Here is a 19,551-nt window from a genome sequence, read left to right as displayed (position 1 = left end):
GCCCCATCCTACGGTGTCTGAGAACACCAGAAGGGAGTTGAATCTATGTCCGTCGTTGCCATGAAACTGCTCACCGTGGCCGGTCCCCTGGAGCAGTTCGACGACGTGGTATCCGCCTGCGTCCTGGACCAGGAATTTCACCCGGAATATACCCTGCACATGATGGATCGGGTGTCCGGCCTGCACCCCTTCCCCCTCTCCAACGCCTACGCCCCCCTGCTGCGGCGGGCGCAGGAAGTTTTGGAGGAGCTGGGGCTCCAACCCGCCTACGCCCCCTTTGAGGGGGAGGAGGATCTGGAGGCCCTGGAGGCCTACTTCGACCGTCTGGAACAGACGGTGAAGGATCTGGAGGAGCGCCGGGCCACCCAGCGCCGCCTGCTGGAGGAGGACCGGAGCGTGTCCCAGGAGCTGACCCACTTGCAGGGCCTGGCCACCGATCTGGAACACCTTCAGAACATGAAGTACGCCCGGTTCCGGTACGGCTACCTGCCCCGGGACACCTATGACAGCTTCCAGACCGCCCTCAACGACAACGCCGACCTCTTTTTCTTCCCCACCATGGTGGAGGCGCGGAAGGTCTATGGCATCTACTTCACCACCAAGGAGGCCCACCAGCGGGTGGACTCCCTCTTCAATTCCCTCCACTTTGTGCGCATCCAGCTGGACCCCGCCGTCCACGGCACCCCCGAGGAGGCCATCGGCGCGCTGGAGAAGCTGGCCGCCAAGGCGGAGGACAAGCTGGCCGCTCTGGACAAGGAGCAGGCCGACTTCGCCCAGCGGGAGTCGCCCCGGCTCCACGCGGTGTACTCCTGGCTGCGCTACCACAGCGAGCGCTACGACCTGCGCCGCTACGCCGCCCGCAGCCGCGAGACCTTCTACCTCATGGGCTGGGTCCCCGAGCCCGAGCTGGAGAACCTGACGAAAAAGCTGGACGCTTTCCCCGACTGCTCCTGCGTGGTGGACAGCCCCCGGGATCTCCAGGGCGTCCGTCCCCCCACCAAGCTGAAAAGCTCCTTCTTCGGCCGGGTGTTCCGCCCGTTTCTGGAGATGTACGGCCTGCCCAACTACCAGGAGCTGGACCCCTCCATCTTCATGGCCTTCACGTACTGCCTGTTCTTCGGCATCATGTTCGGTGATCTGGGGCAGGGGCTGGGGCTGGCCCTCATCGGCCTGATCCTCAGCAAGTGGAAGAAGATGTGGCTGGGCAACATCATCACCTGCTGCGGCCTCTCGGGCGCCCTCTTCGGGTGCGTGTACGGCAGCGTATTTGGCTACGAGGACATCCTTCCCGGCTTCAAGATCATGGAGGAGAGCAATCTCCTCCCGGGCAGCAGCAACGTGCTGGTGCTCCTGCTGCTGTCGGTGGCCCTGGGCATCGGCATGATCTGCGTGGTGATGGTACTCAACATCGTCAACGGCATCCGGCAGCACAATTTTGAAAAGATCTTCTTCGGCCCCAACGGCCTGGCGGGCCTGGTGTTCTACGGCGGGCTCATCCTCGCCGCGGTGTCCACCCTTCTCTTTGGAGTCAACCTCTTTGTCCCGGCCTATGTGCTGCCGGTTCTGGTGCTCCCTCTGGTGTGCATCCTGCTGCGGGAACCCCTCTCTCTGCTGGCCGCCGGCGACCCGGAGTGGAAGCATGTGAAACCCTCCGAGGTGCTGGGCACCGGCTTCTTCGAGCTCTTTGAGACCCTGCTCTCCTACCTGACCAACACCCTGTCCTTCATGCGTGTGGGCGCCTACGCCATCACCCATGTGGGCCTGATGATGGTGGTGCAGATGCTGGCCGGGTCGGGCAACCTGGTGGTGATCGTCCTGGGCAACCTCTTCGTCATGGGCTTTGAGGGTCTGCTGGTGGGCATCCAGGTGCTTCGTCTGGAATTCTATGAGCTCTTCGGCCGCTTCTATGACGACGGCGGCATCCCCTATGTCCCCGCCAAGATCGATTACTCGGTCCTGGAGTCCAATCACTAAATCCCCCATCCATGTTCTTACGGAGGTCATTGTCATGAAATTTCTGATCGTTCTCTTTGCCAGCTTCGCCATGTTCTCCCCCCTGTTCCTGGCGGGTATCCGCACCTACACCGGCCGGAAGGCCAAGCGCGCCCTGGGAACCAACATCGCCTGCTTCTTCGCCTGCCTGATCCTGGCCTCGGTGCTGGGCATCGGCGGCAGCGCCGCCGCCGCTGAGACCGCCGCTACTGCCGCCGCTTCCGCGGGTCTGGCCGAGGGCCTCAAGTACGTGGGCGCCGCCCTGGCCGTGGGTCTCTCCGGCATCGGCGGCGGTATCGCCGTGGCCGCCGCCGCCTCCGCCGCTCTGGGCGCCATCAGCGAGAACGACAAGGCCTTCGGTAAGGCCCTGATCTTCGTGGGTCTGGCCGAAGGCGTGGCCCTGTACGGCCTGATCGTGGCGCTGCTGCTGCTGTTCGCCTAAGGGCGAAGTCCAGGGGGGACGCTGTCCCCCCTAGATACAGGGGCACCGCGCCGCGCGGCGGCACAATGCCCCTGATACCCCCCTCGCCTTTGCACGGCAAAGGCGGTTGCCCGCCTGTGCGGGCAAGCAGCGGTGTGCTGCGCAGGCACATGTCCTGCTCCGCACAGATCTTGATTTTCTTTCCGCCTGCGGCGGAAACTCTGCGAGGTTTTTATGAAATACTTCGTCATCACCGACAGCATCGACACCCAGGTGGGCCTGCGTCTGGCCGGCATCGAGGGCGCGGTGTGCCGGGACCCCGGCGAGGCCCGCAAGGCCATCGAGACCGCCGCCGCCGACCCGGAGATCGGCGTGCTCCTCATCACCGAGCATCTGGCCGGCGTGTGCGCCGACCTCATCGCCCCCATGAAGCTCACCGCCCACCGGCCCCTGGTCATCGAGATCCCCGACCGGCACAGCGTGGGCCGGGCCAGCGACTCCATCACCCGCTACATCCGGGAGGCCATCGGCGTCAAGCTGTAAGCCGCCCTGTCCAACTCCACCTCTGGAGGAATCACTATGCCTGAACTGTCCAAAAAACTGGAGCGCTTCACCTCCATCCTGCTGGCCGAGGCCACGGCGGAGAACGAGCGCACCCTGAACGAGCTGAAAAAGCGCCACGACGCGGCCCTGGAGAGTGCCGAGGACCGGGTGCTCCTGGAGGCCTACGAGTACATCCACGGCGAGGTCTCCCGCATCCGCGGCGAACAGGGCCGGAAGGTCTCCCAGCGCCTGCTGGAGAACAAGCGCGCCCTCTCCCGCCGCCGGGAGGAGATCGCCGACGAGGTCTTTGCCCTGGTGCGGGAGCGCATCGCCGCCTTCACCCGCACCCCCGCCTACCGCCAGCGCCTTCAGGAGCTGCTGAAGGAGTCCCTGGCCGCCCTCCCCGGCGCGGAGGATGTGGTGGTCACCCTCCGGGAGGAGGACCTGCCCCTGGCCAAGGACCTGCGCGCCGCCGCCGGGCGGCCCATCACCGTGGAGGCCGGTCCCATCCGTCTGGGCGGCCTCATCGTCCGGTCCGACTCCCTGGGCCTGCGGGCCGACGCCTCCTTCGACTGCGCCATGGCCGGTCTGGACGGGCACTTTGCCCGTGTGGTGGGGCTGTCTCTCACTGACGACGGCGCCGACCCCCTGGCCGCGCCTGCAAAGGAGGCGTAACCGATGCAAAGCTATACGATCTACGGGATCAACGGCCCCGTCGTCACCGTCAAGGGCGGCCGGGGCCTGGCCATGATGGACATGGTCAACGTGGGCGACGAGGCCCTCATCGGCGAGGTGGTGGGCGTGGACGGCGACACCACCACCGTCCAGGTCTACGAGGAGACCTCTGGCCTCATGCCCGGCCAGAAGGTGGTCAGCCAGGGCGCGCCCATGTCCATCCTGCTGGGCCCGGGCCTGCTGCACAACATCTTCGACGGCATCGCCCGCCCCCTCTCGGTCATCGCCGACCGGAGCGGTCCCTTCATCCACCGGGGCATCAACGTCCCCACCCTGGACCTGGAGAAGCAGTGGGACACCACCGTGCTGGTGAAGGAGGGGGACACCCTCCGCCCCGGCGACTGCTACGCCCAGTGCCCCGAGACCACCCTCATCACCCACCGCTGTCTGGTGCCCGCCGGGGTGTCCGGCAAGGTCACCAAAGTCCTGCCCAGCGGCTCCTACAACGTGGAGGAGACCCTGGTGGAGCTCACCGACCGGCTGGGTGAGGTCCACGCTCTGAAGCTGGCCCAGCGCTGGCCCATCCGCACCCCCCGGCCCATGGCCGAGCGCCTGCCCATCCACCGGCCCCTCATCACCGGCCAGCGCATCATCGACACCCTCTTCCCCATCGGCAAGGGCGGCGCCGCCGCCATCCCCGGCCCCTTCGGCGCGGGCAAGACCATGACCCAGCACCAGCTGGCCAAGTGGTCCGACGCCGACATCATCGTGTATCTGGGCTGCGGCGAGCGCGGCAACGAGATGACCCAGGCCCTGGACGAGTTCTCCGAGCTTCTGGACCCCAAGAGCCAGCAGCCCCTGATGAACCGTACCATCCTCATCGCCAACACCTCCAACATGCCCGTGGCCGCCCGTGAGGCGTCGGTGTACACCGGCATGACCATCGCGGAATATTACCGGGACATGGGCTACCACGTGGCCCTCATGGCCGACTCCACCTCCCGCTGGGCCGAGGCCCTGCGCGAGATCTCCGGCCGCCTGGAGGAGATGCCCGCCGAGGAGGGCTTCCCCGCGTACCTGGCCTCCCGCCTGGCGGAGTTCTACGAGCGGGCGGGTTATGTGAAAACCCTGGAGGGCAAGGAAGGCAGCGTCACCGTCATCGGCGCCGTCTCCCCCCAGGGCGGCGACTTCTCCGAGCCGGTCACCCAGAACACCAAGCGGTACGTCCGCACCTTCTGGGGCCTGGACCGCGCCCTGGCCTACGGCCGCCACTTCCCCTCCATCAACTGGCTGACCTCCTATTCGGAGTATATCGACGATCTGAAACCCTGGTACGACCAGAACGTCAGCCCCAAATTCATGGCCGACCGCCAGCGCATCTTCACCCTCCTCCAGGAGGAGGAGCAGCTGCTGGAGATCGTCAAACTAATCGGCTCCGACGTGCTGCCGGAGGACCAGAAGCTGGTGCTGGACACCGCCCGCCTCATCCGGGTGGGATTCCTCCAGCAGAACTCCTACAACATCATCGACACCTATGTGCCCCTGGAGAAGCAGTTCCGCATGATGGAGCTGATCCTGGAGCTGTACGACGGGGCCCGGAAACTGCTGGAGCGCTCCATCCCCCTGTCCCAGCTCCGCGCCACCGGCATTTTCGACACCCTGTCCAAGGTCAAGTACGAGGTGCCCAACGACCACCAGGAGCGCTTTGACGGGTACCACGACCAGATCCAGGCCGCCCTGCGGCAGGTGGACGAGGCCAACCGCTGACCCCCTGTGGAAATGGAGTGAAGTAACATGAGATTGGAATATATGGGCCTCTCGGAGCTCTCCGGCTCCCTGGTGGCCCTGCGGGGCGTGCAGGGCGTGGCCTATGACGAGACCGCCGAGATCACCCTCCAGAACGGCCAGCGGCGCTACGGCCGGGTCATCCTCATCGACGGGGACCGGGTGGTCCTCCAGGTCTTTGAGGGCACCCGCGGCATCGCCCTGGACAACGTGCGCACCCACTTCACCGGCGAGCCCATCAAGCTCCCCCTGTCCAAGGAGATGCTGGGCCGCATCTTCGACGGCGCCGGACGGCCCATCGACGACTTCGGCGAGCTCTACCCCGAGGAGTGCCGGGACATCAACGGCTCGGCCATCAACCCGGTGAGCCGCCACTACCCCAGAAGCTGCATCTACACCGGCATCTCGGCCATCGACTGCAACATGACCCTCATCCGGGGCCAGAAGCTGCCCATCTTCTCCGGCTCGGGCATGAAGCACAACGAGCTGGCCGCCCAGATCGTCCGGCAGGCCCGAGTGGGCGAGGGTGAGGGCGACTTCGCCATCGTCTTTGCCGCCATGGGCGTCAAGAACGACACCGCCGACTTTTTCCGCCGCAGCTTTGAGGAGGCCGGCGCCCTCCAGCGGGTGGTCATGTTCATGAATCTGGCCTCCGACCCCATCATCGAGCGTATCCTCACCCCCCGCTGCGCCCTCACCGCTGCGGAGTATCTGGCCTTCGACAAGGGCTATCACGTGCTGGTCATCCTCACCGACATGACCTCCTACTGTGAGGCCGTCCGGGAGTTCTCCTCCTCCAAGGGTGAGATCCCCTCCCGGAAGGGCTTCCCCGCCTACCTCTACTCCGACCTGGCCTCCCTGTACGAGCGGGCCGGCATGATCCGGGGCCGCCCCGGCTCGGTGACCCAGGTGCCCATCCTCACCATGCCCAACGACGACATCACCCACCCCATCCCGGACCTCACCGGCTACATCACCGAGGGCCAGATCGTGCTGGACCGGGACATGGACCAGAAGGGACTCTATCCCCCTATCGCCATCCTCCCCTCCCTGTCCCGTCTGATGAAGGACGGCATCGGCGAGGGCTTCACCCGCAAGGACCACCCGGACCTGGCCAACCAGCTCTTCGCCTCCTACTCCAAGGTGCAGGACGCTCGGAGCCTGGCCAGCGTCATCGGCGAGGACGAGCTGTCCGAGTCCGACAAGCAGTACCTCCAGTTCGGCAAGGCCTTTGAGCAGCTCTTCGTCCGCCAGAGCATGTACCAGCGCCGCACCATCAACGAGACGCTGGACCTGGGCTGGAAGCTCCTCACCATCCTGCCCAAGAGCGAGCTGGACCGGGTGGACGACGCCACCGTGGAGGCCCACTATGTGGAGGGGGCCTGGAAGAGCGTCCTCAGCGAGCTGGACCAATGACCCCGGAAAGGAAGTGAGATCCCATGGCCGCCATTCTGCCCACCAAAGGAAATCTGATGGCCGCCAAGCGCTCCCGCGCCCTGGCCAGCACCGGCTATGAACTGATGGACCGCAAGCGCAACATCCTCATCCGGGAGCTCATGAGCCTGATGGACACCGCCAAGGAGGTCCAGTCCCAGATCGACACCGTCTTTGCCGAGGCCTACGCCGCCCTCCAGCACGCCAACATCAAGCTGGGCATCTGCGACAAGATCGCCGAGGCGGTGGCGGTGGACGACACTCTGGAGATCCAGTACCGCTCGGTCATGGGCGTGGAGCTGCCCCACATCCCCGACCGCTCCCCTCCGCCCCGGCCGGAGTACGGCTTTGCCGCCACCAGCTCGGCGCTGGACGACGCGTATATCAAGTTCCACCACGTCAAGGAGCTCATCCGGCAGCTGGCCGAGGTGGAGACCTCCATCTACCGCCTGGCCGTGGCCATCCGTAAGACCCAGAAGCGGGCCAACGCCCTCCAGAACATCGTCATCCCGGACCTGGACCACCAGATCCGCTACATCACCGACGCCCTGGAGGAGAAGGAGCGGGAGGAGTTCGTCCGGCTCAAGGTCATCAAGCGCATTCAGAACGAGGAATAAAAGACGCCCCGGCCCGTTTTACTCGGGCTGGGGCGTTTTTGCATTATAACGTGTGGTCGCACACCGCCTGGATGTGCTCCCGGATGGACTTCAGGTCCGCGAAGGTCTCCGGACGCTTGGACAGGTCCCGCAGCAGCGCCGCCGGGTGGTAGATGGCGGTCATCTGCACCCCCGCCTTCTCCACCCACTGGCCGTGCTCCCGGGTGATCTTGAAGTCGGGGCGGATGAGCTTCATGGCCGCGATGCGCCCCAGACAGACGATGATCTTGGGCCGCAGCAGGGCCACCTGGTTGCGCAGATAGCCGATGCAGGCCTCCTGCTCCTCGGCCAGAGGGTCCCGGTTTCCGGGGGGACGGCACTTGACCATGTTGGCGATGTACACCCGGCTGCGGTCCAGGCCCATGATGCCCAGCATCTCGTCCAGCAGCTGGCCGCCCCGGCCCACAAAGGGACGCCCGGTGCGGTCCTCCTGTTCGCCGGGTCCCTCGCCGATGAACATGACCTCGGCATTGGTGGGGCCCTCTCCAAAGACCACGTTGGTCCGCGTCTGGGCCAGGGGACAGTTCTGGCAGCTCATGCACGCGGCGTACAGTCCTTCCCAGTTCTTCATCCCGTTCCTCCTCTCTCCCGCGCAGTTTTTCTCTATTCTACCACACCTTCTCCCCTTTTGGGAGAGGGCGGCGGCAAACCTTGCATTTTTTCTTCAGACCGGGTATACTGTCCTTATTCGCATCCACCCATTTTGATCCAAAAAGGAGCCTGTCATGAGTCAATCACCCGAAGCACGCAAACCCCGCGGCAAGCTGGGCAAGGTCCTGCTCAACCTCCTCATCACCCTGGTGGTGGGGGCGGTCTACTTCTACGTCACCCTTCCGGCCCTCAACTTCCAGTCCGGCGATTTCTACAGCTTCCTCCTGCTCCTGTGCATCGTCTACGTCGTCTGCGCCCTCATCACCTCCGGCTACCGCCTGGATGCCGGAGACCGCAGCCACCCCGGCGGTCAGATCAAGGAGTATTTCCGCTTCATCAAACAGCAGTGCCTCCCCATCGGTATCCTCTTCCTGGTGCTGGCGGTGGTGGTGATCGTGGGCCAGGTCCTCTCCCTGCCCATCTTCCGGGCCGGAGCCTACCGGGACCTGCTGACCGTGGAGGACGGCAAGTTCTCCGAGGACATCAGCCAGATCTCCTTCAGTGAGATCCCCACCCTGGACAAGGACTCGGCCAACTATCTGGGCGACCGTCAGATGGGTACCCTCAGCGACATGGTCAGCCAGTTCGAGTACTCCAATGACTCCACCCAGATCAACTACCAGGGCCGGCCCGTCCGGGTGGCCCCCATCGACTACGCCGACCTCATCAAGTGGTTCACCAACCGCTCGGAGGGCCTGCCCGCCTACGTCATCGTGGACATGGTGACCCAGGAGGCCAACGTGGTGCGTCTGAGCGAGGGCATGAAGTACTCCTTCTCCGAGCCCCTCAACCGCAATGTCATGCGCCACCTGCGCTTCTCCTACCCCACCTATCTGTTCGACACCCCCCGCTTTGAGATCGACGAGGAGGGCACCCCCTACTGGATCGCCCCCCGGGTGGTCAAGACCATCGGCCTCTTCGGCGGCACCGACATCACCGGCGCGGTGCTGATGAACGCCGTCACCGGCGCGTGCACCTACTATGCGCTTGCCGACATCCCCACCTGGGTGGACAATGTCTTTAACCCAAACCTCATCATGGAGCAGTACAACTACCACGGCACCCTGGTCAACGGCTTCATCAACTCCATCTTCGGCCAGCGGGACGTGACGGTGGTCACCCAGGGCTACAACTACATCGCCCTCAACGACGACGTGTATATGTACACCGGCGTGACCTCCATCAACTCCGACCAGTCCAACCTGGGCTTCCTCCTCTCCAACCAGCGCACCAAGGAGACCAAGTTCTACTCCGCCCCCGGCGCCACCGAGGAGGCCGCCCAGGCCTCCGCCCAGGGCGTGGTGCAGGACCTGGGGTATATCGCCACCTTCCCCCTGCTCCTGAACATCGCCGACCAGCCCACCTACTTCATCCCCCTGAAGGACGCGGCCAACCTGGTCAAGAGCTACGCCATGGTCAATGTGGCCCGGTACGACATCGTGGCCACCGGTAACTCGGTAACTGCCTGTGAGCAGGAGTATATCCGCCTGCTCTCCGACAAGGGCGTCACCTCCCAGGAGGAGCTGCCCCAGACCGAGGTCAGCGGCGTCCTCGCCGAGATCCGCTCGGCGGTGATGGACGGCAACACCTACTACTTCCTCCGTCTGGAGGGGGACGAGGTGTTCTACACCGTCTCCGCCGCCCAGAACCAGATCGCCGTCATCCTCAATGTGGGCGACACCGTCACCATCCAGCACGAGCTCAGTGACGGCACCTCCGACATCCTCTCCGGCACCTCGGTGACCCTGGACCGGCGCGCGGACGGCGCCGCCGTGCCCAGCGTGCCTTCCCCCAGCCCCAACCTGGTGGAACCCAGTCCTGAGGTGAGCCCCGAGCCCCAGGCGTAAACACAAACCCCCGGCTTCCGTGGAAGCCGGGGGTTTTTATCTTCAGAGAGGTCAATCTCCGCAGCGGCGGCGCAGCAGGGACAGCGGCGGCGCCTGGTGGGGCAGCGGCAGGTGGAAGCGCATCTGGGGGGTGCGGGGCTCGGTGAGGGACAGGCCATCCAGGTCGGTCATGGGGGGCACGGTAAAGGTCACCGGCTCCAGCCCGGGGCCGATGAGCTCCAGCTCCTCGCCCACGTGGAACTTGTTGCGCAGGGAACACACGGCGCGGCCGTCGGGGGTGCAGGACTCCACCACGGCGCAGACCTGATAGTCCCGGATGTAGCGGGCGTCCTCGGTGAACTGCCCGGGCTGGCCGAACCAGAAGCCAGTGGAGTAATGCCGGTGGCTCACCTTCTCCACCTCGTTGCGCCAGATGGGCGACAGGGGCTCCCCCCGCTCCGCCGCGTCCACCGCGTGGCGGTAGGCCGAGGTGATGACCGCGGCGTAATAGGCCGACTTGGCCCGGCCCTCGATCTTGACGGAGTCCACCCCCGCCTCCAGCAGCTCCGGGATGTGGTCGATCATGCACATATCCCGGCTGTTCATAATAAAGCTTTCCCCGTTCTCCTCAAAGACGGGGAAGTACTCCCCGGGGCGCTTCTCCTCCATGAGGGCGTACTTATACCGGCAGGGCTGGGCGCAGGCCCCCCGCTGGGCGTCCCGGCCGGTCATGTAGTTGGACAGCAGGCACCGGCCCGAGTAGCTCACGCACATGGCCCCGTGGACAAAGGCCTCGATCTCCAGGCTTTTGGGGGTCTTGGCCCGCAGCTCGGCCACCTCCTGGAGGGAGAGCTCCCGGGCCAAAATCACCCGGTCGGCCCCCAGGTCGTGCCAGGCGGAGGCCACGGCGTAGTTGGTCACGCCCGCCTGGGTGGAGATGTGGCGCTTGACCTTGGGCGCGTACCGCCCGGCCATCTGGAACACTCCCAGATCGGCCACGATCACCGCGTCCACCCCCGCGTCGGCGATGCGCTCCAGCCACTCGGGCAGCCGGGCCACCTCGTCGTTGCGGGGCATGGTGTTGCAGGTGACGTGGACCTTCACCCCCCGGCCGTGGCAGAGCGCCACCGCCTCCTTCAGCTCATCCGGCGTAAAATTGCCCGCAAAGGCCCGCATCCCGAAATCGGTGCCGGCCAGATACACCGCGTCGGCCCCGTAGGCCACCGCCATGCGCAGGCGCTCCATATCCCCCGCGGGGGCGAGTACTTCCATGGACATGTGCTGTTCCTCCCAAAAAAGGCGGGCGCGCACCCCAACGTGCGCGCCCGCGCTGTCGTTTAGTTGTACCGGTCCTGGCTGGCGATGAAGTTCTGCTGCTCCCGCAGAGTGCGGAAGAAGGAGTGGGTCCCGTCGTCGCCCAGGGCGTAATAGTAATAGTTGGTGCTGTCCGGATAGATGGCCGCCTTGATGGCGTCGATACCGGGGTTTGCAATGGCGGTGGGCGGCAGTCCCTTGTACTTGTAGGTGTTGTAGGGAGAGTCAATCTCCTTGTCCGCCGCGGTGGGCGCCTTGCCGCCGTTGATATAGGCCAGAGCGGCGTCGATGTTCAGGTAACCCGCCGTGCTGGCACCCGGGTTCTCCAGGCGGTTGTGGATGACCGAGGAGATGAGGGCCTGGTCGGTGCCGTCGGTCTCCTTCTCGATGAGGGAGGCGATGATGACGATCTCGCCCACGGTGTAGCCGCTCTTCTCCGCGTCCTGCCGCATCTCGTCGGTAAAGAGCTCGTCAAAGCGGAGGATCATCCGGTTGAGGATCTGAAGGACATCCCCGCCCATATAGAACTGGTAGGTGTCGGGGAAGAGGTAGCCCTCCAGCCGGTGGTAGTCCCCGGTGGGCAGGTCCTTCAGGAAGGAGTAGTTGAACGCGTGGTTGGCCGCCACATCCTGCAGGTCCTCCACCTTGGCCACGCCGGCGTCCTCCAGGGCCTGGAAGATCTGATCCAGGGTCATGCCCTCGGTGATGGTGACCTCGGTCTGCTTGCGGTTGGAGGAGCCCCGGCCCATGCTGTTGATGAGGGCGTTGTAGTCCATGCTGGTGTTGAGCTCATAGGTGCCGGGGGTGAGCTTGCTGTTGGGGCTCACGTCATCCACATGGGTGAAGGAGGCGAAGAGGGTGAAGAGCCACTTGTACTCGATGAGGCCGTTCTCCTCCAGGAGATCGGCCACCTCGCCCACCGTGTCCCCCTCCTCCAGGGTGATGACGGCGCTGTGCTCCGGCTTGTTGAGGGCCAGAAGGTCATTGGCGGCGATCCAGCCCACCGCCGCCAGGAGCGCGGAGATGCCGATGACAAAGATCACATAGAGCAGCGGGCCAAAGCTGCTCCGGCGCTTCTTGGAGCGGCGGGGCGTGCGGCTTCCGCTGCTGCTGTTCCTCTCCCCTGCCGGATGCTGGGTACGCCTGCCCCCGCTCTGCTCCAGCCGGGAGGGGGTGTGTCTGCGTCCCTGGGTCCGGCGGCCGGAAGATTCGTATTCCTGTGCCATGGATTCAACTCCTAACTCGTGTCCGATGAAAACAGCGTTGTCACCCTTGCCGCGCCCGGCGCATAAGATAGGTCAGTCGGAGGAAAGAGGCCGCGGCCTCCCTCCTCCAGAAAACGTGAGGTGACCTTATGATGTGTATGGGCAACAGTGGCTTTGGCGGTAACGGCTGTCTCTGGATCGTGCTGATTCTCATTCTGGTGTGCTGCTGCGGCTGCGGCAGCTCGGGCAACAGCTGCGGGTGCGGCTGCAACTGCGGCTGCGGCTGCAATCAGGGCGGCAGCCATTTCAGCGACGGCTGCGGCGAGAGCTGCTGCTGAGCAGCTGACATACGGGGGGCGGGGCCTTTGGGCTCCGCCCTTTTCGATGGGCGGAACACCGCTTCCTCCGTGACCACCAGGTCCACCCGCTGGTCGTGCTCCGCCCGGGGCACCTCCGGCAGGAGGAAGCGCACCCGGCACAGGGCCGCGGTCACACCGGTGCAGCGGGGGAGGTACCGGTCATAGAAGCCGCCCCCCTGGCCCAGCCGCCCGCCGGAGCGGTCGAAGGCCAGCCCGGGGACCAGGATCAGGTCCAGCTCCTCCGGCTCCAGCCGGGGCGCGTCCTCCCACGGCTCCAGCATCCCGAAGCGGTGGCGGATCAGGGGCCTCCCCTCCTCCGCCAGCCGGGCCTCCATGGTGCCGGGTCCGGTGCACCGGGGCAGCGCTACGCGCTTTCCCGCCGCCCACAGTACCGGCAGGAGCCGCGCCGTCTCCGGCTCGGCCCCCATGCCGTGGTAAAGCAGGATGGTCCCGGCCTCCGCCGTCTCCGGCAGGGCCAGGAAGCGGGCAAAGAGGGTGTCGTCACTCTTTCTCCGCGCCTCCGGCGTCAGCGCCCCCATTTCCGCCCGCAGCCGGGCGCGCAGGGCCGCTTTCTGCTCAGCAGTGGTAGTGGACGGCACTGCGCACATCCTCGGCGGCGTTGGCGCCCTTGAGCACCGCCACCAGGCGCAGGCCGAAGTCGAAGGCCGAGCCGGCGGCCCGTCCGGTGATGATGTGTCCGTCCACCACCACCGAGGCGCCCTTGTCCACCACGGCGGAGCCCATCTCGTCCTCCATGCCGGGGTAGCACACCGCGCTGCGGCGGTCCAGGATGCCGGCCCGGGCCAGGATGGTGGGGGCAGCGCAGATGGCCGCCAGGTACACGCCCCGGGCATAGGCCTGGTCGATGAGGGCCAGAGCCGTCAGGTTGCTCCGGATGGCGGCCACGCCGCCCAGTCCGCCGGGCAGCACCAGCATCTCCAGCTCGTCGGGGTCCACTTCGCTGAGGGTCAGGTCGGCCTGGACGGTGATGCCGTGGCTGCCCGCCACGGACCGGCCCTCCAGCGCCACCAGGCGCACATCCACGCCCGCCCGGCGCAGCAGGTCGGCGGGCACGATGGCCTCGGCTTCCTCAAAGCCCTGTCCCAGAAGAATCGCTACCATATGCAGTATACCTCCATTCAGTCTTGAAAAAACCGGGAGATGTGCTCCCAGATCTCGGCATGGATCTCTTCCTGGCTCCGCACCGTGCCGTCGGCGGCGGTACAGGCCACCCGGGTCCAACCCAGGCACTCCGCCGCCCGCAGTCCGGTCTCCCGGCACAGGGCCAGATAATGCTCGTCTACCTCGTGAATGTCGCCGCTGGTGGCGGTGGCCGCCTCCCGGGCCCGGAGCAGCTCCAGCGCCCGCTGGGTGGGCATGTCCAGGTAGACCACCAGGTCCGCCCGGGGCAGGCCCAGCTTGCTGTGCTCAAAATCGTCCAGCCAGCGGAAAAAGTCCTCCCACTCGTCCCGGGGCAGCTTGCAGGCCTGATGGACGGCGTTGGAGGTGGTGTACCGGTCGGAGAGGATCAGGCCCCCCTTCCGGTAGTCCTCCCCCCACACCTTCTTCCAGGAGGCGTAGCGGTCCACGGCGTAGAAGGACGACGCGGCGTAGGCGTTCACGTCGTCGGGGTGTGAGCCGAACTCCCCGCCCAGATACATGCGGATGAGGGCGGAAGAGGGCTCCTGATACTGGGGGAACACCAGGCGGCGGAAGGATTTCCCCTCCCCCTCCAGCCGCGCGCACACCCGGGCGAACTGGGTGGACTTGCCCGAGCCGTCGGTGCCCTCGAATACGATCAGTTTTCCGGCCATACGGTTACTTTCCCTTCACGCGGGCGCCCATGGCGTGGAAGAGCACCAGGGGGAGCTTGGCCATGCGGTTGATGCGCTTGGGGTCCTTGATGAGGCGGTAACACCACTCCATGCCCGCCTTCTGCCAGGCCTCGGGGGCCCGCTCGGTGACACCGGCGAACACGTCCAGCGCGCCGCCCAGACCCACCATGAACTTGGCGCCGGTGGCGGGGCCATTCTGGGCCATCCACAGCTCCTGCTTGGGGGCGCCCAGGCACACCAGCACCACGTCGGCCTGGGCCTCACGGATGGCCTGGATCACCGGCTCATCCTCCTTGAAATAGCCGTCGTGGGTGCCCACTACCAGCAGGCCCTGGTGGCGCTTGCGGAGGTTGGCCTCCGCCATTTCGGCGATGCCGGGCTTTGAGCCCAGCAGGAAGAGGCGCTTGCCGTTCCGGGCCATCCAGGCCATGAGGCTGTCGGCGAAGTCGATGCCCGGCACCCGGCCCTTCAGCGGCCGCCCCAGGATGCGGGAGGCGTAGACCACGCCGATGCCGTCGGGCATGGACAGGTCCGCCTGGTTGAGAGCGGCGCGGAAGGCCTCGTTCTTTTCCGCGGCCAGGATGAACTCCGGGTTGGGCGTCACCGCGTAGTGAAAGCCGCCCGCCTCGATGAGGGAGGCGGCGGTGTGGACCATCTCTTCGGGAGACAGGTCGTCAAAGCGCACGCCCAGAATTTCTGTTTTCAAGGTGTATGACCTCCGAATCATATCTTCATAGGTTTTTTTATTCTAGCACACCTCTCTGGAAATGTCCATGAAAACCGCATGAAAAGCAGGTAAAGTCAAATTTATGGTTGACAACCCTCCGGCACGCCCGTATAATAAGAGGAAATTCAGGCCGAACGGGCGCTTTTTTTGCGCTCCGATTCTTTAGCGCCTAAAAGTGCTAAAGAATCTCGACCGCACATCTGGGAGGAACGTGAAATGAAAACCATGCGCGCAGCTGCGGCGGGCCTCACCGCCGCCATGCTTCTGGGCCTGACCGCCTGCTCCGGCGGCACCGCCTCCAACCCCAGCACCGACCCCGGCAAGAGCGCCGACACCACCACCTACACCATCGGCGTGGTGCAGCAGATGCAGCACGAGGCTCTGGACGCCGCCACCCAGGGCTTTCAGGACGCCCTGACCGAGAAGCTGGGCGACCAGGTCACCATCAAGGTGGAGAACGCCTCCGGTGACTCCAACAACTGCAACACCATCGTGGGCAGCTTCCTCTCCAACGGCGTGGACCTCATCATGGCCAACGGCACCACCGCCCTCCAGTCCGCCGCCTCCGCCACCGAGGACGTACCCATCCTGGGTACCTCCATCACCGAGTACGGCGTGGCCCTGGGCATCGACAACTTTGACGGTGTCACCGGCTTCAATGTCTCCGGCACCTCCGACCTGGCCCCCCTGGACGAGCAGGCCGAGATGCTCCACACCTTCTTCCCCGACGCCAGCAAGGTGGGCCTCCTCTCCTGCTCCGCTGAGCCCAACTCCGCCTACCAGGTCCAGACCGTCCGGGGCTACCTGGAGGAGATGGGCTACACCTGCACCGACTACACCTTCTCCGACTCCAACGACCTGGCCGCCGTGGCCGAGTCCGCCTGTGCCAATGAGGAGGTCCTCTACATCCCCACCGACAACACCGCCGCCCAGAACGCCGAGCTCATCGGCAACATCGCCCTGGCCGCCGGCACCCCCATCATCGCCGGTGAGGAGGGCATCTGCAAGGGCTGCGGCGTGGCCACCCTGACCATCAGCTACTACGACATCGGCTACAAGACCGGCGAGATGGCCTATGACATCCTGGTCAACGGCGCCGATCCCGCCGAAATGGCCATCGAGTACGCCCCCCAGTTCACCCCCAAGTACAACGCCGACATCTGCGCCGAGCTGGGCATCACCCCGCCCGCGGGCTACGAGGCCATCCAGTAATCCCGACCCAGACCCACACATCCGGGCAGCGGAAGGAATCCTCCTTCCGCTGCCTTTGGGTGTATTCCAAAGAAAGAGAGGACTCCAATCGTGGATCTCACCGCACTGTTCAGCATGATGCCCGGCGCGGCGGCCCAGGGACTGATCTGGGGCGTCATGGCCATCGGCGTCTACATCACCTATAAGATCCTGGACGTGGCCGACCTGACCGTGGACGGCACCATGTGCACCGGCGGCGCCGTGTTCATCATGCTCACCATGGCCGGCGCGCCCATCCCTCTGGCCCTCCTTGGGGCCTTCCTGGCCGGCATGCTGGCGGGCCTCGCCACCGGCCTTTTCCACACGGTGTGCGGCATTCCCGCCATCCTGGCCGGCATCCTCACCCAGCTGGCCCTCTACTCGGTGAACCTGCGCATCATGGGCCAGGCCAACCAGCCCATCAGCTTCCGCAATTACGACCTGCTCATCTCCTCCCGCAACGTGAAGAGCCTGAGCCTGGAGAACCCCATCTTCATCGGCGTGCTCTTCACCATCGTCATCATCGCCCTCCTCTACTGGTTCTTCGGCACCGAGCTGGGCTCCTCCCTCCGGGCCACCGGCGCCAACGCCAGCATGGCCCGGGCCCAGGGCATCAACACCAACTTCGCCAAGGTGCTGGGCCTGATGCTCTCCAACGGACTGGTGGCCCTGTCCTCCGCCCTGCTGGCCCAGTATCAGGGCTTCGCGGACGTGAACATGGGCCGCGGCGCCATCGTCATCGGCCTGGCCGCCGTCATCATCGGCGAGGTGCTCCTCTCCAAGGTGTTCCGCAACTTCGCCCTGCTCCTGCTGAGCGTGGTCATCGGCTCCATCCTCTACTATGTGGTGTACAACGTGGTCATCTGGCTGGGCCTGAACACCGACGACATGAAGCTCATCACCGCCCTCATCGTGGCGGTCTTCCTGACCATCCCCTACTGGAAGGGGAAATACTTCTCCAAGCCCGGACGAAAGGGGGCCTCCAGCCATGCTTGAGATCAAAGAGGTCTACAAGACCTTCAACGCCGGCACCGTCAATGAAAAGCGGGCCCTCAACGGCCTGAACCTCACCCTGGACGACGGCGACTTCGTCACCGTCATCGGCGGCAACGGCGCGGGCAAGTCCACCATGCTCAACATCGTCTCGGGCGCCTACACGGTGGACTCCGGCTCCATCACCATCGACGGCCAGGACGTCACCGGCCTGCCGGAGCACAAGCGGGCCAGGTTCATCGGCCGGGTGTTCCAGGACCCCATGATGGGCACTGCCGCCACCATGCAGATCGAGGAGAATCTGGCGCTGGCCGCCCGCCGGGGCCAGAAACGCACCCTCCGCCCCGGCATCACCAAGGCCGAGCGGGAGGAATACCGGGAGATGCTCAAGATCCTGGACCTGGGCCTGGAGGACCGGCTGACCAGCAAGGTGGGCCTCCTCTCCGGCGGACAGCGGCAGGCCCTCACCCTGCTGATGGCCACCCTCAAAAAGCCCAAGCTCCTCCTGCTGGACGAGCACACCGCCGCCCTGGACCCCAAGACGGCGGCCAAGGTGCTGGAGACCACCGAGAAGATCGTCAAGCGGGACAAGCTCACCACCCTGATGATCACCCACAACATGCGCGACGCCATCGCCCACGGAAACCGGCTCATCATGCTCTATGACGGCCGGGTGGTGCTGGACATCGCCGGCGAGGACAAGAAGCATCTGACCGTGGAGGACCTACTGGAGCAGTTCACCAAGGTCAGCGGCTCCGACGAGGCCGACGACAAGCTCCTCCTCTCCTGAACCACCGCAAGATAACATACGCCCCCGGCCGTCGGGCAGGTGCTCATAAGAAAGTAATTTGAAAAAATTACGATTCGAGCATCTGTCAGGCAGGATTGGGCAACGAAGAAATACGCCGTATTCAGCAGATTTTGCTGGATACGGCGTATTTTCTTGCCTATTTACGTTTCCGTTTGCCTTTTCCGTGTGTTGTATTGCCCTTGCCCCGCTGGTTTATGGAACTTTTCATGTGTTTCGACAGCCGTAGCACCTCAATCAGATTGACAAATTGCTCTTTGGTAATCGCATCATAGTCAATGCCGAGGGTAGCCAAGAGTGCCCGCGCCTTCTTTTCATCGCTGCTGCCCTCAAAGTTCATGGCAGTCTGTAACTGCTGCTGTGCTTGTGCCGCGGCGGACGGCTCGTCGGCTGTTGTGCTGTCGGTTTTGTGGGATTCCCGAATATCGCGGAGTATCCCTGTCAGGTCATTCGCAACCACATGGCCGAAGTATTCTTCCTCAGACACCTGCGCCAATTCCAGTGTGCGCAGATAGAGATCGTTCGCACTATCCTCTCGCTTTGCCCGCACCATTTGACGCACGGCTTCCAGCACAGCGTTCATGTCGTTGATCCGCATATCTGCAATGCGGTCAACATAGATTTCCGCATCCAGCATCAAACGCTGAAAATCTTTGTGGCAGATCAGCTCCGACAGCAGCCGGTGGTTAAACTGTCTGTCCTTCAACACCTCAATCGCACCATCACCCAAATGCAGGGCTTCCAGCTCTGTGTTTGGGTGATTTTTTGTTTCCGTCAATCCCATTAAGTAATCGGCGGATACCCCATAGAACTTTGCCAGCGCCGCGATGCTGAACGGGCTGATGTCCTTGAAATCGTCCGCCTCATATTTGCCGAGGGCAGCACGGGAAATCCCCGTCGCCTCGGAAAGCTGTTCCAGCGTGAGACCGCGCTCTGTCCGCAAATCTTTGAGCCGTTCCGGGATTGTTATCTTGATGTTCATATCCGCGCCCCCTCTCGTCCTGCTTCTTAATTATAGCACAGATTTCTATAAGCGTAGAAATTTTCGCTTTTCGCACCCGTTTTCCAACCTCTTGGATATACGGGAACAGGCCCGA

At 64.6% G+C, this 19,551-nt stretch carries 20 protein-coding genes; 12 read left to right on the top strand and 8 right to left on the bottom strand.

Features of this window, described 5'->3' with window-relative positions:
- Positions 1–45: 45 nt before the first annotated feature.
- The 7 genes from B5G43_RS04430 (at position 46) to B5G43_RS04400 (ending at position 7,467) form a co-directional block, all read left to right on the top strand.
- Positions 46–1,974, top strand: coding sequence for a V-type ATPase 116kDa subunit family protein (locus tag B5G43_RS04430; protein ID WP_087259268.1), 1,929 nt, complete (start codon positions 46–48; stop codon positions 1,972–1,974).
- 34 nt (positions 1,975–2,008) lie between these two features.
- The gene (locus tag B5G43_RS04425; protein WP_087259267.1) at positions 2,009–2,434 is read left to right on the top strand and encodes an ATP synthase subunit C; all 426 of its coding nucleotides are present in this window, start codon (positions 2,009–2,011) and stop codon (positions 2,432–2,434) included.
- 213 nt (positions 2,435–2,647) lie between these two features.
- Positions 2,648–2,956, top strand: a complete 309-nt coding sequence (locus B5G43_RS04420; RefSeq protein WP_087259266.1) for a V-type ATP synthase subunit F — start codon at positions 2,648–2,650, stop codon at positions 2,954–2,956.
- Between the two features lie 36 nt (positions 2,957–2,992).
- On the top strand, positions 2,993–3,631 hold the full coding sequence (locus tag B5G43_RS04415) for a V-type ATP synthase subunit E (RefSeq protein ID WP_087259265.1): 639 nt from the start codon (positions 2,993–2,995) through the stop codon (positions 3,629–3,631).
- A gap of 3 nt (positions 3,632–3,634) precedes the next feature.
- Positions 3,635–5,398 (top strand): V-type ATP synthase subunit A, encoded by a 1,764-nt coding sequence (locus tag B5G43_RS04410; RefSeq protein WP_087259264.1) that lies wholly within the window; start codon positions 3,635–3,637, stop codon positions 5,396–5,398.
- A 27-nt stretch (positions 5,399–5,425) separates the two neighbouring features.
- Positions 5,426–6,832, top strand: coding sequence for a V-type ATP synthase subunit B (locus tag B5G43_RS04405; RefSeq protein WP_087259263.1), 1,407 nt, complete (start codon positions 5,426–5,428; stop codon positions 6,830–6,832).
- A 23-nt stretch (positions 6,833–6,855) separates the two neighbouring features.
- Positions 6,856–7,467 (top strand): V-type ATP synthase subunit D, encoded by a 612-nt coding sequence (locus B5G43_RS04400; protein ID WP_087259262.1) that lies wholly within the window; start codon positions 6,856–6,858, stop codon positions 7,465–7,467.
- Between the two features lie 43 nt (positions 7,468–7,510).
- Here B5G43_RS04400 and B5G43_RS04395 read toward each other — a convergent pair whose 3' ends face one another.
- Positions 7,511–8,077 carry a uracil-DNA glycosylase gene (locus tag B5G43_RS04395; RefSeq protein ID WP_087259261.1) on the bottom strand — a complete coding sequence of 189 codons (567 nt, stop codon included), beginning with the start codon at positions 8,075–8,077 and terminating at the stop codon, positions 7,511–7,513.
- Positions 8,078–8,231: 154 nt separating this feature from the next.
- Between B5G43_RS04395 and B5G43_RS04390 the strand changes: the two genes are divergently transcribed.
- Positions 8,232–10,004, top strand: coding sequence for a hypothetical protein (locus B5G43_RS04390; RefSeq protein WP_087259260.1), 1,773 nt, complete (start codon positions 8,232–8,234; stop codon positions 10,002–10,004).
- A gap of 51 nt (positions 10,005–10,055) precedes the next feature.
- On the opposite strand, the gene B5G43_RS04385 is transcribed toward B5G43_RS04390, so the two are convergent.
- Positions 10,056–11,261 carry a U32 family peptidase gene (locus B5G43_RS04385; protein WP_087259259.1) on the bottom strand — a complete coding sequence of 402 codons (1,206 nt, stop codon included), beginning with the start codon at positions 11,259–11,261 and terminating at the stop codon, positions 10,056–10,058.
- A 59-nt stretch (positions 11,262–11,320) separates the two neighbouring features.
- Complete coding sequence (mltG, locus tag B5G43_RS04380; protein ID WP_087259258.1) at positions 11,321–12,523, bottom strand: endolytic transglycosylase MltG; 1,203 nt, start codon at positions 12,521–12,523, stop codon at positions 11,321–11,323.
- 131 nt (positions 12,524–12,654) lie between these two features.
- On the opposite strand from mltG, the gene B5G43_RS04375 reads away from it, so the two are divergent.
- Positions 12,655–12,840 carry a hypothetical protein gene (locus B5G43_RS04375; protein WP_087259390.1) on the top strand — a complete coding sequence of 62 codons (186 nt, stop codon included), beginning with the start codon at positions 12,655–12,657 and terminating at the stop codon, positions 12,838–12,840.
- Here B5G43_RS04375 and B5G43_RS04370 read toward each other — a convergent pair.
- Genes B5G43_RS04370 through B5G43_RS04355 form a run of 4 tightly spaced genes read right to left on the bottom strand, consistent with a single transcriptional unit; the run spans position 12,792 to position 15,402 of the window.
- Positions 12,792–13,460 carry a 5-formyltetrahydrofolate cyclo-ligase gene (locus B5G43_RS04370; RefSeq protein ID WP_087259257.1) on the bottom strand — a complete coding sequence of 223 codons (669 nt, stop codon included), beginning with the start codon at positions 13,458–13,460 and terminating at the stop codon, positions 12,792–12,794. The two genes, B5G43_RS04375 and B5G43_RS04370, sit on opposite strands and share 49 nt — an antisense overlap.
- The gene (locus B5G43_RS04365; protein ID WP_087259256.1) at positions 13,438–13,983 is read right to left on the bottom strand and encodes a DJ-1 family glyoxalase III; all 546 of its coding nucleotides are present in this window, start codon (positions 13,981–13,983) and stop codon (positions 13,438–13,440) included. Before B5G43_RS04365 ends, B5G43_RS04370 begins: the two co-directional genes overlap by 23 nt.
- Before the next feature lie 17 nt (positions 13,984–14,000).
- Positions 14,001–14,675, bottom strand: coding sequence for a thymidylate kinase (locus B5G43_RS04360; protein ID WP_087259255.1), 675 nt, complete (start codon positions 14,673–14,675; stop codon positions 14,001–14,003).
- A gap of 4 nt (positions 14,676–14,679) precedes the next feature.
- On the bottom strand, positions 14,680–15,402 hold the full coding sequence (locus B5G43_RS04355; RefSeq protein WP_087259254.1) for a WecB/TagA/CpsF family glycosyltransferase: 723 nt from the start codon (positions 15,400–15,402) through the stop codon (positions 14,680–14,682).
- Positions 15,403–15,639: 237 nt separating this feature from the next.
- On the opposite strand from B5G43_RS04355, the gene B5G43_RS04350 reads away from it, so the two are divergent.
- The 3 genes from B5G43_RS04350 (at position 15,640) to B5G43_RS04340 (ending at position 18,436) form a co-directional block, all read left to right on the top strand.
- Positions 15,640–16,635 carry an ABC transporter substrate-binding protein gene (locus B5G43_RS04350; protein WP_087259253.1) on the top strand — a complete coding sequence of 332 codons (996 nt, stop codon included), beginning with the start codon at positions 15,640–15,642 and terminating at the stop codon, positions 16,633–16,635.
- 90 nt (positions 16,636–16,725) lie between these two features.
- Positions 16,726–17,649: an ABC transporter permease gene (locus B5G43_RS04345; RefSeq protein ID WP_242960453.1), complete on the top strand. Its 924-nt coding sequence runs from the start codon at positions 16,726–16,728 to the stop codon at positions 17,647–17,649.
- The gene (locus tag B5G43_RS04340; protein ID WP_087259251.1) at positions 17,642–18,436 is read left to right on the top strand and encodes an ABC transporter ATP-binding protein; all 795 of its coding nucleotides are present in this window, start codon (positions 17,642–17,644) and stop codon (positions 18,434–18,436) included. Before B5G43_RS04345 ends, B5G43_RS04340 begins: the two co-directional genes overlap by 8 nt.
- 157 nt (positions 18,437–18,593) lie before the next feature.
- Here the strand turns inward: B5G43_RS04340 and B5G43_RS04335 are convergent, their stop codons facing one another.
- Entirely contained in the window at positions 18,594–19,436 is an 843-nt protein-coding gene (locus tag B5G43_RS04335) for a helix-turn-helix transcriptional regulator (protein WP_087259250.1), read from the bottom strand.
- Positions 19,437–19,551: the final 115 nt, after the last annotated feature.

This window comes from Flavonifractor sp. An92 (genome assembly GCF_002159175.1).
Classification (GTDB): domain Bacteria; phylum Bacillota; class Clostridia; order Oscillospirales; family Oscillospiraceae; genus Pseudoflavonifractor_A.
This window is presented reverse-complemented; position numbering and strand designations above follow the sequence as displayed.

Coding starts and splice junctions, on each gene's coding strand:
- B5G43_RS04430 (WP_087259268.1), top strand. CDS start 46: ATGTCCGTCGTTGCCATGAAACTGCTCACCGTGGCCGGTCCCCTGGAG.
- B5G43_RS04425 (WP_087259267.1), top strand. CDS start 2,009: ATGAAATTTCTGATCGTTCTCTTTGCCAGCTTCGCCATGTTCTCCCCC.
- B5G43_RS04420 (WP_087259266.1), top strand. CDS start 2,648: ATGAAATACTTCGTCATCACCGACAGCATCGACACCCAGGTGGGCCTG.
- B5G43_RS04415 (WP_087259265.1), top strand. CDS start 2,993: ATGCCTGAACTGTCCAAAAAACTGGAGCGCTTCACCTCCATCCTGCTG.
- B5G43_RS04410 (WP_087259264.1), top strand. CDS start 3,635: ATGCAAAGCTATACGATCTACGGGATCAACGGCCCCGTCGTCACCGTC.
- B5G43_RS04405 (WP_087259263.1), top strand. CDS start 5,426: ATGAGATTGGAATATATGGGCCTCTCGGAGCTCTCCGGCTCCCTGGTG.
- B5G43_RS04400 (WP_087259262.1), top strand. CDS start 6,856: ATGGCCGCCATTCTGCCCACCAAAGGAAATCTGATGGCCGCCAAGCGC.
- B5G43_RS04395 (WP_087259261.1), bottom strand. CDS start 8,077: ATGAAGAACTGGGAAGGACTGTACGCCGCGTGCATGAGCTGCCAGAAC.
- B5G43_RS04390 (WP_087259260.1), top strand. CDS start 8,232: ATGAGTCAATCACCCGAAGCACGCAAACCCCGCGGCAAGCTGGGCAAG.
- B5G43_RS04385 (WP_087259259.1), bottom strand. CDS start 11,261: ATGTCCATGGAAGTACTCGCCCCCGCGGGGGATATGGAGCGCCTGCGC.
- mltG (WP_087259258.1), bottom strand. CDS start 12,523: ATGGCACAGGAATACGAATCTTCCGGCCGCCGGACCCAGGGACGCAGA.
- B5G43_RS04375 (WP_087259390.1), top strand. CDS start 12,655: ATGTGTATGGGCAACAGTGGCTTTGGCGGTAACGGCTGTCTCTGGATC.
- B5G43_RS04365 (WP_087259256.1), bottom strand. CDS start 13,983: ATGGTAGCGATTCTTCTGGGACAGGGCTTTGAGGAAGCCGAGGCCATC.
- B5G43_RS04360 (WP_087259255.1), bottom strand. CDS start 14,675: ATGGCCGGAAAACTGATCGTATTCGAGGGCACCGACGGCTCGGGCAAG.
- B5G43_RS04350 (WP_087259253.1), top strand. CDS start 15,640: ATGAAAACCATGCGCGCAGCTGCGGCGGGCCTCACCGCCGCCATGCTT.
- B5G43_RS04340 (WP_087259251.1), top strand. CDS start 17,642: ATGCTTGAGATCAAAGAGGTCTACAAGACCTTCAACGCCGGCACCGTC.
- B5G43_RS04335 (WP_087259250.1), bottom strand. CDS start 19,436: ATGAACATCAAGATAACAATCCCGGAACGGCTCAAAGATTTGCGGACA.